Source organism: Streptococcus sp. CF7_Ac1-12 (genome assembly GCF_024295905.1).
In the GTDB taxonomy this organism is placed as follows: Bacteria; Bacillota; Bacilli; order Lactobacillales; family Streptococcaceae; genus Streptococcus; species Streptococcus mitis_AP.
The window spans coordinates 154,881-168,279 of sequence record NZ_JANCPG010000003.1; the positions used below are offsets into that span (position 1 = coordinate 154,881).

The 13,399-nt window shown below is 38.7% G+C and carries 14 protein-coding genes; 2 read left to right on the forward strand and 12 right to left on the reverse strand.

Going from position 1 to position 13,399, the window contains the following annotated elements:
- Window positions 1-192: 192 nt before the first annotated feature.
- From NMM17_RS02805 to NMM17_RS02825, 5 genes are all read right to left on the reverse strand, one after another.
- Entirely contained in the window at window positions 193-1,584 is a 1,392-nt protein-coding gene (locus NMM17_RS02805) for an APC family permease (protein WP_001020317.1), read from the reverse strand.
- 122 nt (window positions 1,585-1,706) lie between these two features.
- Window positions 1,707-2,273, reverse strand: a complete 567-nt coding sequence (sdbB, locus tag NMM17_RS02810; protein ID WP_000757363.1) for a thiol-disulfide oxidoreductase-associated lipoprotein SdbB — start codon at window positions 2,271-2,273, stop codon at window positions 1,707-1,709.
- Between the two features lie 11 nt (window positions 2,274-2,284).
- Entirely contained in the window at window positions 2,285-2,992 is a 708-nt protein-coding gene (ccdA2, locus tag NMM17_RS02815) for a thiol-disulfide oxidoreductase-associated membrane protein CcdA2 (RefSeq protein WP_254753795.1), read from the reverse strand.
- Between the two features lie 213 nt (window positions 2,993-3,205).
- Complete coding sequence (locus NMM17_RS02820; RefSeq protein ID WP_001284642.1) at window positions 3,206-3,481, reverse strand: HU family DNA-binding protein; 276 nt, start codon at window positions 3,479-3,481, stop codon at window positions 3,206-3,208.
- Between the two features lie 107 nt (window positions 3,482-3,588).
- Window positions 3,589-4,428: a DegV family protein gene (locus NMM17_RS02825; RefSeq protein ID WP_049501767.1), complete on the reverse strand. Its 840-nt coding sequence runs from the start codon at window positions 4,426-4,428 to the stop codon at window positions 3,589-3,591.
- Between the two features lie 140 nt (window positions 4,429-4,568).
- Here NMM17_RS02825 and NMM17_RS02830 point away from each other — a divergent pair, with 140 nt between their 5' ends.
- A complete protein-coding gene (locus NMM17_RS02830) occupies window positions 4,569-5,417 on the forward strand; it encodes a YitT family protein (protein WP_049501768.1) in 849 nt (282 codons plus the stop codon).
- Window positions 5,418-5,504: 87 nt separating this feature from the next.
- Here the strand turns inward: NMM17_RS02830 and NMM17_RS02835 are convergent, their stop codons facing one another.
- The 6 genes from NMM17_RS02835 to eno form a co-directional block, all read right to left on the reverse strand.
- On the reverse strand, window positions 5,505-6,422 hold the full coding sequence (locus NMM17_RS02835; protein WP_000587439.1) for a bifunctional riboflavin kinase/FAD synthetase: 918 nt from the start codon (window positions 6,420-6,422) through the stop codon (window positions 5,505-5,507).
- A 259-nt stretch (window positions 6,423-6,681) separates the two neighbouring features.
- Window positions 6,682-7,542 carry a methionyl aminopeptidase gene (locus tag NMM17_RS02840; RefSeq protein ID WP_000631543.1) on the reverse strand — a complete coding sequence of 287 codons (861 nt, stop codon included), beginning with the start codon at window positions 7,540-7,542 and terminating at the stop codon, window positions 6,682-6,684.
- A 15-nt stretch (window positions 7,543-7,557) separates the two neighbouring features.
- The gene (spxR, locus tag NMM17_RS02845) at window positions 7,558-8,835 is read right to left on the reverse strand and encodes a CBS-HotDog domain-containing transcription factor SpxR (protein WP_254753796.1); all 1,278 of its coding nucleotides are present in this window, start codon (window positions 8,833-8,835) and stop codon (window positions 7,558-7,560) included.
- On the reverse strand, window positions 8,828-9,379 hold the full coding sequence (locus NMM17_RS02850) for a GNAT family N-acetyltransferase (RefSeq protein ID WP_001028729.1): 552 nt from the start codon (window positions 9,377-9,379) through the stop codon (window positions 8,828-8,830). The genes spxR and NMM17_RS02850 overlap by 8 nt, the downstream gene beginning before the upstream one ends.
- Before the next feature lie 15 nt (window positions 9,380-9,394).
- Window positions 9,395-10,654: a UDP-N-acetylglucosamine 1-carboxyvinyltransferase gene (locus NMM17_RS02855; protein WP_001227091.1), complete on the reverse strand. Its 1,260-nt coding sequence runs from the start codon at window positions 10,652-10,654 to the stop codon at window positions 9,395-9,397.
- Between the two features lie 218 nt (window positions 10,655-10,872).
- Entirely contained in the window at window positions 10,873-12,177 is a 1,305-nt protein-coding gene (gene eno, locus NMM17_RS02860) for a surface-displayed alpha-enolase (protein ID WP_000022824.1), read from the reverse strand.
- Between the two features lie 163 nt (window positions 12,178-12,340).
- Here eno and NMM17_RS02865 point away from each other — a divergent pair, with 163 nt between their 5' ends.
- Window positions 12,341-12,787 carry a DUF1694 domain-containing protein gene (locus tag NMM17_RS02865; RefSeq protein WP_000131086.1) on the forward strand — a complete coding sequence of 149 codons (447 nt, stop codon included), beginning with the start codon at window positions 12,341-12,343 and terminating at the stop codon, window positions 12,785-12,787.
- Here the strand turns inward: NMM17_RS02865 and NMM17_RS02870 are convergent.
- The coding region (locus tag NMM17_RS02870) for a glycerate kinase (RefSeq protein ID WP_254753797.1) at window positions 12,784-13,399 on the reverse strand (616 nt) is incomplete at its 5' end. The two genes, NMM17_RS02865 and NMM17_RS02870, sit on opposite strands and share 4 nt — an antisense overlap.

Consider the following 13,399-nt stretch of genomic DNA (forward strand, 5'->3'; position numbering starts at 1 on the left):
CTCAATGAAAATCAAAGAGCAAATTAGGAAGCTAGCCGTAGGTTGCTCAAAACACGACTTTGAGGTTGCAGATAGAACTGACGCAGTCAGCTCAAAACACTGTTTTGAGGTTGTGGATAGAACTGACGAAGTCAGTAACCATACCTACGGCAAGGCGAAGCTGACGTGGTTTGAAGAGATTTTCGAAGAGTATTATTCTTCTATGGTAGAATGCTTATAACCATAAGTAAAGTAAATAATACTTCCTACTAACAATGCAACTAGGAAAGCAATCCAGGTTTCCATATTATACTGCAACATAAATGATAAACAAATGATGATTGATAAAATCGGTAATAAGGGTACCAGTGGTGTTTTAAATTCTCCTGCTTTGGGCATTCCTTTTTCTTTCCGTAATCGAATCAGACCATAAGCCAGCATGATCAAGTAGGCCAAGGTACAAATATTTAAGAAGGCTGCGATACTAGCAAGAGGGAACATTCCTGCTGCTACTGCTGAAGCTAGACCTGTCAAGATAGTAGCATTTTTTGGTACCTTGCTTGTTTTGGTCAGTTCTTTAAAGGCAGCAGGCATCAATCCGTCACGCGCTAAACTGTAAATCATACGAGATAGGGCATAAGTCATTGAGATACAAACCGTAATCAAGGTTAAGATAGCCACTAATGACACATAACTAGCTGCCCAACTAATCCCAACGCTACGAAGGGCAAAGGCAACGGCATCGTCGACATTTAGATGACTATAGTGAACCACACCAGTCAAAACAAGCGTCACCAAGGCATAAAGAATGGTTACGATAGAAAGCGATAAGACAATCCCTCTAGGAATATTTTTTTGAGGAGTCTTGACCTCATCTACAGCCATAGAGATGGATTCAAACCCCAAAAAACCAAAGAACATCAAGGACGCACCAGCCATAATACCAGTACTGGCACCATAGATTTGTCCAAAACCATAGGGAGCAAAATTACTCCAGTTATCAAGCTTGATATGCCAGATTCCTACTAAAACAAAGAGAGCTAAAGCAGAAAATTTCAAAATAACTAGAATTGAATTAAAGCGTAAGGCGGCTTTCGCATTAAGTAGAACAAGCGAGGTCACCAAGACCAAGACAAGAATAGGTAATAAATCAACAAACGTCCCTGCTTGAGGATTAAAGGTACCATTTAAAGCCTGAGGAAGGGCTATCCCGTATTGAGAGAGAAGCCCTTTAAAATACGCTGCCCAACCAGAAGCCACACCCGATATGGCTGTCATGAACTCCATCATGGTTAACCAACCTGCCAACCAGGCTGGGAATTCTCCTAAAATAGCATAGAGATAACTGTAGGCACCACCTGTAGCAGGTACTCGTGAAGCAAATTCTGCAAAAAAGAGAGCTGATAATCCCACACATAAGGCAGAAATGACAATTGAAATCACTAGGGCTGGACCAGCAAGTGTTGCAGCTGCAGTACCAGTAATTGTAAAGACGCCTGTCCCTACCATGGCTCCGATACCCAGCAAAATCAAATCCCATAACTTCAAATGCCTGTGCATCTCTGTTTTATCCAAACTAACATTCTTTGTTCTAAATATATTCATCTTTGACTCCAAAATAAAATGATGATTCTATTTTACCATAAATATAGGATATTTGTGAATATTTATAAAATGTTTTCCTAAAAAAATCTGACTACTCTCTTGTAATCAGATTTTTATCTATTCTAGTTCATTTCTTTAAAGGCTGCTTCTGCATCCGCATTGCTGATAACACCAAATTGAATCTTCCCAATCTTTCCTTGACTGTCAATCAGGTATTCTGTAGGAATGCTTCGAATTTGATAAGCTTGGAATGTGGTTGCTTTTGTGTCATAAAGAACTGGGATATCCTTATAACCTTGATCTTGGAACCATTGTGGGAATTGCTCGACAGTTTTTTCACCTTGAATTCCTGGTGCAATGACACTAAGAATTTCAAAATCACGATCTGGTTTCGCCGCTAATTCCATCAACTCAGGCATACTTTTCTTACATGGACCACACCATGAAGCCCAAAACTTCAAGTAGACTTTTTTCCCCTTATAATCAGATAACTTAACTTCTTTACCATCCATAGATTGCAAGGTGAAGTCTGGCGCATCTTTTCCAACAGCAATTTGTTGTACAGTCGTTTGTTGCTGTTGTTTTGGGGATTGTTGTGGAGCTTGAGTCTTTTTAGTCTCTTCCTCACCACAGGCTATCAATACGACTAATGACAAGAGGCTTAAGGCAGCAAACATTACTTTTTTCATCTTTTTCTCCTTTATTCAAAAATTCCAGCTAGAACATTTACTTGTCCTAATAGTAACAAAATTCCCATTAAAATAATGAGGAAACCACCAATTTTCTTCAGTAGCATCATATGACGTTTAATTTTACTAAAATAAGGCATTACTACACCTGAAGCTAGAGCCAAAAGCAAGAAAGGAATTGCCATCCCCAGAGTGTAAATCAAGGTATAGATTGCACCTTGCCAAGCGCCATTTCCTCCAGAAGCCGCAAGCGCTAAAACAGAACTCAAAACAGGACCAATACAAGGCGTCCAACCAAAGCTAAAGGTAATACCGAGTAAAAAGGCCGACCAATAACGATTGGCTTCTGATTTCTTAAAAGTAAAGCTTTTTTGAACCTCTAATTTCTTAAAATGAAAAATTTCCATCTGGTGAAGGCCTAAAATGATAATAATTGTTCCCATGGTATAGCGAAACCAATTGGCATAGAGAATATTACCAAAGTAACCAGCACCAAATCCTAGAATAAAGAAAATGAGTGAAATGCCTGCGATAAAGCAAAGAGTTCGAATCAAGCCGGACCAAAGAACCTTTTTCCCAAACAAGGAAAAACTTTTTGCACTTTCCTGATCATCCAATAAGATACCAGTATAGACAGGTAACAGAGGGAAAATGCAAGGGGAAAAGAAGGACAAGATCCCTGCTAAAAAAACGGAGATTGAAAATACTATCGTTTCCAATAAAGAACCAACTTTCTTAATAATTCTAATCCTATTTTACTATAATCAATTTTATTTGTATGATTTCTGCTACGCAAATTGAATTAGCTTTTATTTGAAAGATTTTTTCAGTACTAGTTCATTCATATTCTGCCCCCTATTTGCCCCCTAAATACAAAAAAAGCCTACTGACCAAGCTAGAAAGCTTGATCCAATAGGCTTTTAAAATTCAAATTATTTAACAGCGTCCTTAAGAGCTTTACCAGCTTTGAATGCTGGAACTTTAGAAGCTGCAATTGTGATTTCTTTACCAGTTTGTGGGTTGCGACCTTTACGTGCAGCACGCTCACGAACTTCAAAGTTACCAAAACCGATCAATTGAACTTTTTCACCAGCTGCAAGGTAGTCAGCTACTGCTGAGAATACAGCTTCAACTGCTGCTGCTGAGTCTTTCTTAGTCAATTCTGTAGCTTCTGCTACTTTAGCGATCAAATCTTGTTTGTTTGCCATGTTAACGATTCCTCCAATTTAATTTCTAATTAACAAATATAATCATATCCTAAAATCCCTTTTAGGTCAAGTTAAAAACACTATTTCTTCCCATTTTATTTATTTTTTTAGGAGTGGTAACGTACCAAAATAGCCCAAGCGTTCTCACCCGTGTGAGTTTGAATAATGGAACCCGTTTCCAAAACAGAAATTGGCTTTTCAACATAAGTTTGTAAACTTTCTTTCATCTCTTTTGCCCAATCAGCACTACCAGAATATGAAATTCCAATCTCTGCTACAGAACGTTCAGAGAGAGTTGTTGTTAACTCATCTAACCATTTTTTAAAGGTTTTAGCTCCACGACCTTTAACAATTGGCTGCAATTCATGGTCTTTCATTTGCATGACAACACGGATATTGAGAAGTGAACTCAACAATCCAGTTACACGACCAATACGGCCACCTTTTACCAAATTTTCCAAAGTTGAAACGCCAATATAGAGTTCTGTATGGTTTTTAACCGCTTCTACACGAGTTAAAATTTCCTCCATATCTTTGCCTTCTTGAGCTAACTCCGCAGCCTCAACTACCTGAAATTTCAAGGCTTGATCAGTGAAGGAACTATCAATCACCGTCACATCGGCAGTAGATAAACTAGCACCTTGGCGTGCTGCTTCTACAGTACCTGAAAGGGCATGAGACATATGAATAGCAAGAATCTGGCTACCATCCTTGGATAGCTCTTCAAACACTTCAGCAAAGACACCTACAGGTGGCTGACTTGTCTTAGGAAGATTTTTAGCTTCTTGCATCAACTGAAGAAATTTACCTTCTTCTTTCAAATCAGCATCAGAATAAACAACATTATCAATCATTACAGATAATGGAACAACAGTGATATCTAATTGTTTTACCAGTTCTGGTTCAATAGTAACAGATGAATCGGTTACAATCTTAATTTTAGTCATAGTTTCAATCTTTCTATTTTAGGATTCAGATTGGTTTTCATACCTTTAATTATATCAAAAAAAGATTAAAAATCCTAATGGAGCCATTCAAATTTTCCCTAAAAATTTGATATAATCTACTTATAAGAAAAGAGGTTCCTATGATTAAAAAAATTTATCCCGTTTTAACCATTTTACTAGGTGCTGCTATTTATGCTTTTGGGCTAACTTATTTTGTAGTTCCCCATCATCTCTTTGAAGGAGGGGCGACAGGTATTACCCTCATCACCTTTTATCTTTTTAAAATCCCTGTTTCTCTGATGAACTTGCTGATTAACATTCCCCTTTTCATCCTGGCTTGGAAAATCTTTGGAGCCAAATCCCTCTATTCTAGTTTACTAGGAACCTTAGCTTTGTCCGCCTGGTTGGCTTTTTTTGAGCGTATTCCCCTTCATATTGATCTACAAGGCGATTTACTGATTACAGCCCTCATAGCGGGAATTCTATTGGGAATTGGGCTTGGAATTATCTTCAATGCTGGTGGGACAACTGGTGGAACTGATATTGTAGCTCGTATTCTCAATAAATACACTCATATATCTATGGGGAAACTGCTCTTTATCTTAGATTTTTGTATTCTCATGCTCATTCTCCTCATCTTCAAGGATTTGAGATTGGTTTCCTACACGCTCTTATTTGATTTTATCGTTTCTCGTGTTATCGATTTGATTGGCGAAGGAGGCTATGCTGGTAAAGGTTTTATGATTATCACAAAACGTCCTGACCAACTTGCTAAAGCGATTAATGATGACCTAGGAAGAGGCGTTACTTTCATCTCAGGTCAAGGTTACTATAGTAAAGAAGATTTAAAAATCATCTACTGTATTGTCGGTAGAAATGAAATTGTGAAAATGAAGGAAATGATTCATCGAATTGATCCTCAAGCATTTATCACTATTACAGAAGCTCACGAAATTCTTGGTGAAGGCTTTACCTTTGAAAAAGAATAAAAAGAGGTCTTGTAGTAACCTCAAAAGTTAGACTACATCATCTATCTTTTGGGTTACAGACAACCTCTTTTTTAATTACGCAATCTCTTAAGACCAATTCCGAGCTACTTCTTCATCTGCCTTTAACTGGTCCACTAATTGGTCAACTGAGTCAAATTTGGTCATATCTCGAATGCGATCAAGCCAATAAACCATGACGGTTTCCCCATAAATATCTTGATTAAAATCAAAAATATTGACTTCAAAACGTGCTTCTTCTCCATCAAAGGTCACATTTTTCCCGACACTAGCCATAGCACGATACTTCTGTCTTTGAATCTCAACATCAACGACATAAACGCCATCTGCTGGCATATAAGTACGATCTAAAAGCACCAAATTAGCTGTTGGATAACCAATCGTACGACCACGAGCATTGCCATGAACCACCATACCTCTTGATGGAAGCGGTGCCCCCAAAAGTTCTCCTGCTTCTTTCACATTTCCATCTAAAATAGCTTGACGGATACGAGTTGAACTAATCTTTCCTTTCTCATCTTCTACAGGTGGAACGATAATGACTTCTCCATCAAAGTAATCCTTTAAGTCCTCTGCCGTTTTTTGGTCAGAACCAAATGTATAATCAAAACCTGCAACAATAATTTTAGCATTCATAGCCTTAATATAAGTTGCGAAAAATTCTTCTGCCGTGAGACTAGCGAATTGACTACTAAAATCAAGGAGATATAATTCTTCTACGCCTTCACGCTTTAGTTTCCTCTCACGTTCAGCAGGGTTCAAAATATGCAAAAACAGATCCGGATGATAAGGCTCTAAAGCAATCTTTGGAGATTCATTAAAGGTCATAACTACGATAGGCAATAAATCCTTTCTCGCAGCCTTGTTGGCAACACGAAATAATTCTTGATGTCCCTTATGTATACCATCAAAATAGCCAAGAACTACGACTGAATCAGATGGTGTGCCAATATCTTTTTGGTTTTTTATAGGAATAGTAATAATCATAAAATAATTATATCATAGTGATAGCTATTTCTGAACCAAAAAATCTGAAATGTCCTTTTTTAAACCTGAAGTGTAGCAGTTTAGAAGAATTTTTTATGAAATCCTAATAAAGAACAAGAGATTGAATTAAGAATCTTAAAATCAGAAAAACGCATCATATCAACTACCTAAAACTTGATACAATGCGTTTATTTAATTTAATATGAACCGATCTACTGAATTTTTCAAAATGAACATCCAGCAGCCTTTTCACTTTTTATTAATAAGTTCCTTCTTCACCTTGGCTAGTCAAGATAACAGGTCCATCTTTAGTAATCACGAATTGATGTTCATATTGGCAGGATAGGCCACCATCAATGGTCTTATGCGCCCAACCTGTCTTCATATCTGTATCAATTTCCCAGTCACCTGTATTGATCATTGGTTCAATGGTCAAAACCATTCCTTCACGGAGACGAAGTCCACGACCAGCAATACCATAGTTAGGAACCATTGGTTCTTCGTGCATGGTTGGACCAACACCATGACCAACCAAATCACGTACTACACCGTAACCACGACTTTCAGCGTATTCTTGAATAGCCGCACCGATATCACCGATACGATTTCCAACAACAGCTTGCTCGATTCCCTTGTACATGGCTTCTTTGGTTACATCCATCAGGTTTTTCACTTCTTCGGACGGTGTACCAACAGCATAAGCCCAACAAGAGTCTGCCAGACCACCAGAGTAGCTCTGAGTGTATTTTTTCATTTGCTCCACATTGTTGAAGTTTAATTTTGAGACATTCAGGTCAGATTTGGCTATAGGACCTCCCAAAACCATATCAACTTTCAGTAAATCACCATCTTTCAAGATATAGTGACGAGGGAAAGCGTGAGCCACTTCATCATTAAGAGAGCAGCAGGTAGCATAAGGATAGTCCATCATAGCACCGTCAACACCAATCTGAAGCGGAAGGAAATTTTCTTCCTTACAACGACGGCGGACATACTCTTCAACTTCCCACATATCTACGCCAGGCTTAATCAAATCACGTAAGCCGATATGAATACTTGCTAGAAAATCCCCAGCCTTGTCCATAGCTTCGATTTCACGAGCTGATTTTAATGTTATCATTTTTTCTCCTAGTTTCTAATTAATTTTAACGGTCACATTTGCTTTTGAAACAATCTGGTGACCATGATAAATATCATAATCGATAATAGCTGACCGTCTCGTATGATGGATAATACGTGCTTGAATACGCAGTATATCATCTATCTGAACAGCCTGTAAAAAGTAAATCAGCATCTGCTCAATAATGAGATTTCGACCACTATTAACAACTAAATCTTGGGTCATGTGGGTCAAAATTTCTGCCAATACACCATTAGCCAAAACACCGTTCTTCTCAAGCATAAAGGGTTCCACTGTAATGACTACTTCATCATGATGATAAGAAAGTTTTTGTCCAATCTGCTCAGAAAAAGTAGGTAGAGCAGAAACTTGGGAACGACTCATCTTCTCCATGACATCTCGTCTAGTTACAACGCCAAGTAAGGTTTGATTACTTCGAACAACTGGTACCATTTCAAAGTCTTCAGCAATCATCCGTTGACTCACATTGGCAATATTTGTCGATAATCCAACTAAAAATAGACTACGAGACATGACCTTATCAATTGTCGTACTTGGCGATTTATCACCAGCGTCCCTCATGGTTACAACTCCAACAACAATCTGATGTTGATTAATAACAGGAAAACGACTGCTACGATTCTTACGTACCAAGTCCAAATAATCTTTAACAGTGTCGGTCTCTCTCAGAAAACCATATTCATGACTCGGGCGATAAAGTTTCTCAACTGTCAAAATATCAGTCTTAATTTGGACATTTGACAAGGCTTTATTGATCATAGTCGCAACGGTGAAAGTGTCATGCTTGCTTCTTAAAACAGGAATTCCTTTTTGATTAGCCAGTTTAATCACATCATCATGAACCTGAAATCCACCTGTAACCAGAACTGCATTTTCATTTTCCAATGCTAACAATTGAATACGAGTCCGATCTCCGACAATCAAAAGTCCCCCATCATGAAGGTAAGACAAAATATTTTGCTCAGTCATGGCACCGATCGAGAACTTACTAAATTCTCTCTCTAAACCTTCTTGACCAGCCAGAACCTCAGAAGAAGTCACTTCTGCAATTTCAGCAAAAGTTAATCTCTCTATAGCAACTTTCTGAGATTTAACACGTATAGTACCACTTCTTGGGCGAGTCTCTACAATTCCACGGTTTTCAGCTTCCTTGATAGCCCGATAGGCCGTTCCATCACTGACTCCTAGATGGTTGGAAATGCTTCGAACACTGACTCTTTTACCAACGGGTAATTCTTCCAAATAGCTTAAAATTTCTTGGTGTTTACTCATTAATTTCTCCCTTTACAAAGCGAAACTCAAGATAATCACGCATTTTCCTTGTATAGCGATCACTTCCTTTAAACTGACGAATCAATCGAAATCCAGCCTTAAGGGCAACCCGTTGGCTAGCTTCATTTTCAAGGTGGGTAATGATAGATAATTGTTTTAAGCCAAATTCCTCAAAAGAAAGCTGACAAATTTTTCTAACAACCTCTGTCATAAATCCTTGCGACCAAGCATCTTTTCTCAAAAAATAGCCAAGCTCAGCTTCTTTTTTGATTTCATCTAACTTCTCAAATTTAATAGAACCAATCATTTGTTGATTTTTCTGGTCACAAATTGCCCAAACTCCCAAAGGGGACTTCATAAAGTAATTGGCCAGTGTATATTGACTTTCTTCCAGACTTGCCTGCGTTGGGAAAATAAATTGTAAATTTTCAGGATTTGAGGCTATCTCATGGAAGTCTTGACTATCACTAAAAAAGAAAGGACGCAAATACAAGCGATCCGTTTCAAAAAAAGAAAACATTGCTAATTTGGTCCAAATATTCATAAACACCTCTACGGTTTAATCCTCAACAAGTGTAATATCCGCTCCTAGATTACGTAATTTTTCAATAATATCAGAATAACCACGTAAGATAAACTCGATATTGGTAATTTCAGTTTTACCTTCAGCCATAAGCCCAGCAATGACTAGTGCAGCCCCAGCTCGTAGGTCAGTCGCTTTAACACTTGCCCCACGTAAATCACGTCCACCTGTGTACAAAATATGACCATTTGTTGTCGAAATGTCCGCATCCATCTTTGCTAGTTCAAAAACATGATTTACACGTTTTTCGTAAATCGTATCGACAATTGTACCACGACCATTCGCTCTTAATAAAAGTGGGGTAATCGGTTGTTGCAAATCAGTTGCAAAGCCTGGGTAAGGAGCTGTCTTAATATTGATTGCTTTCAAGTTAGACTGCTCTTCGACAAAAATACTGTCCTCAGATACAGTCATTCTCACTCCCATTTCTTCCAGCTTAGCAATAAATCCTTCTAGGTGTTCGTAAAGAACATTATTTATACGAATCCCCTTGCCGACTGCAGCAGCTAAAGAAATATATGTTCCAGCTTCGATACGGTCTGGAATCACCTGATGACGGGTTCCATGTAATCTTTCAACACCATCAATAATGATGATATTTGTTCCTGCACCACGGATATGGGCTCCCATATTATTCAAGAGAGTAGCTACATCAATAATCTCAGGCTCACGGGCCGCATTTTCAATAATAGTACGACCATTTGCTTTAACCGCAGCAATCATCGTATTTATTGTTGCACCCACGCTAACCGTATCCATGTAAATACTTGCACCGTGAAGTCCTGTATCTTTAGCAGATAACTTCATGTTATCTCCCTCGTAGCTAACAGTGGCACCCATAGCCTCAAAAGCCTTAAGGTGTAGGTCAATAGGACGAGGACCTAGATCACATCCTCCCGGTAGACCAACTGTTGCTTCACCAAAACGGCCTAAGAGGCTCCCATAAAAATAGTAAGATGCTCGAAGACTATTGATTTTACCATAAGGCATTGGAATATTTTGAACACCTCTTGGGTCAATCTCCAATACATCGTCATAACGCTTGACAGTAGCACCCATTAACTCCATGATTTCGACAAGACTAGCAACATCAGAAATATCAGGTACACAATCTAAAGTCACAACATCATCTGCCAAAATAATAGCCGGAATTAAAGCTACAACACTATTTTTTGCGCCACTAATGGTAATCTCACCTTGCAGGGGCAAGCCACCATTGATAACAATTTTTCTCATTTTAAATTTTTAATACTCTTTCAAAATTTCTAAAAAGGTCCTACGTTAAAGTATACCATAAATTCAGCCTTTTTTCCATCATTTTCAATTATATTAGCTGAATAGGATTTATTGGTAACTGAGTTTCTTACAAAGTTTTGCCCCTTTTTTGCCCCCTAAATACAAAAATAGCCCTTCGGATAAAATCCGAGGGGCTAGAAACGTTGTTAAATCAACGATTATTTCTTAAGGTTGTAGAATGATTTCAATCCACGGTATTCAGCTACTTCACCAAGTTGGTCTTCGATGCGAAGCAATTGGTTGTATTTAGCGATACGGTCTGTACGTGAAAGTGAACCAGTCTTGATTTGTCCTGCGTTAGTTGCAACTGCGATGTCAGCGATTGTTGAATCTTCAGTTTCACCTGAACGGTGTGATACAACGGCAGTGTAACCAGCTTCTTTAGCCATTTCGATAGCGTCGAATGTTTCAGTAAGAGTACCGATTTGGTTAACTTTGATAAGGATTGAGTTAGCTGCGCCTTCTGCGATACCTTTTTCAAGGTATGAAGTGTTTGTTACGAAGAAGTCGTCACCAACCAATTGAACTTTACCACCAAGACGTTCAGTAAGAGCTTTCCAACCGTCCCAGTCATTTTCATCCATACCATCTTCGATAGTGATGATTGGGTATTTGTTTACCAATTCTTCAAGGTAGTCGATTTGTTCTGCAGCAGTACGTACAGCAGCTCCTTCACCTTCAAATTTAGTGTAGTCGTAAACTTTACGTTCTTTATCGTAGAATTCTGATGAAGCACAGTCAAATCCGATAAATACGTCTTTACCTGGAACATATCCAGCAGCTTCGATAGCAGCAAGGATAGTTTCAACACCGTCTTCAGTTCCTTCGAAACGAGGAGCGAATCCACCTTCGTCACCTACGGCTGTTTCAAGACCACGAGATTTAAGGATTTTCTTAAGAGCGTGGAAGATTTCAGCACCCCAACGAAGAGCTTCTTTGAATGTAGGTGCACCAGCAGGTACGATCATGAACTCTTGGAAAGCGATTGGAGCATCTGAGTGAGAACCACCGTTGATGATGTTCATCATTGGAGTTGGAAGAACTTTAGTGTTAAATCCACCAAGGTAGCTGTAAAGTGGGATTTCAAGGTAATCAGCAGCAGCACGAGCTACAGCGATAGACACACCAAGGATTGCGTTAGCACCCAATTTACCTTTGTTAGGAGTACCGTCAAGTGCGATCATAGCACGGTCGATAGCTTGTTGGTCACGTACATCGTAGCCGATGATTGCTTCAGCAATGATGTTGTTTACGTTGTCAACAGCTTTTTGTGTACCAAGACCACCGTAACGAGATTTGTCACCGTCGCGAAGTTCAACTGCTTCGTGTTCACCAGTAGAAGCTCCTGATGGAACCATACCACGTCCGAAAGCACCTGATTCAGTGTAAACTTCTACTTCAAGTGTTGGGTTACCGCGTGAGTCTAGGACTTCGCGAGCGTAAACATCAGTAATAATTGACATTTTTTACTCTCCTTATGAGTTAAATTTTTTACACCTCTATAATACCTTAAATACCCTCCTTTTTCAAGAAAAAACGTTATCTTTGTGCAAATTTTCCTTAACTTTATAAAGTAATCGCTTTCTTTTGTCTGTTTTATTCTAACTTTTATGATATACTGTTTTCATGACAGATTTATCAAAACAATTACTTGAAAAAGCTCATGGTGGGCCAAAATTAAATCCGGATGAGCAAAGACGCTATCTTGGTACCTTTGAGGAAAGAGTTCTTGGATATGCAGATATTGATACAGCAAATAGCCCTCAGTTAGAAAAAGGCTTTATATCTATTTTAGAAAACCTTCAGGAAAAAGCAGAACCACTATTTGTGAAGATTTCACCAACTATCGAATTTGACAAACAAGTTTTCTACTTAAAAGAAGCAAAAGAAACTGATAGTCAAGCTACCATTGTATCTGAAGAGCATACTTCTTCTCCTTTTGGCCTGATTATCCACACCAATGCACCAGTTCAAGTAGAAGAAAAGAACCTTCGACTTGCTTTTGCAAAACTTTGGGAAGGTAAAAAGGAAGAACCAGCCAAAACATCCTTATGGAAGAAATGGTTTGGCTAAACATTGCGCATAGTTAATAAGTGCCCGATATTGGCTGCCGTGCGCTCCAGATAGAGGCTGGCATTTTTCAAACTATCTTCTAAAGGTTCGCTTTTCTCTAAAATAGAAAAAGCTGCTTGGATATTTTCAAATGGTGGGGAAGGTAAATCTTCAGCAAGACTACCACAAATAGCAATGACAGGAACTCCGACAGGGGTTCTTTTTGCAACACCTATAGGGGCTTTACCTGCTAAACTTTGACGATCTAGCTTTCCTTCTCCTACAACAACCAAGTCAGCATGTAAAACTTTCTTATCAAAGTTGATTAAGTTCAAGCAGGTATCAATTCCAGACACGATATTTGCCTGAGCAAAGGCACACAAACCGCCAGCAAGGCCTCCACCAGCTCCTGCTCCTTTAATTTCCAATGTTACAGGTGAGGCTTTTTCATAAAAATCTTGTATTGCCTGATCTACGACTGCAAACATAGTAGGATCTAAACCTTTTTGCTTGCCAAAAGTGTAGGTCGCACCTTGATATCCACATAAGGGACTCACGACATCTGCTAAAATACGAATTTGAACATCTTCAGGAATTTCATAGCGATTTTCTGTTGACATAGAAGCTAAGTTT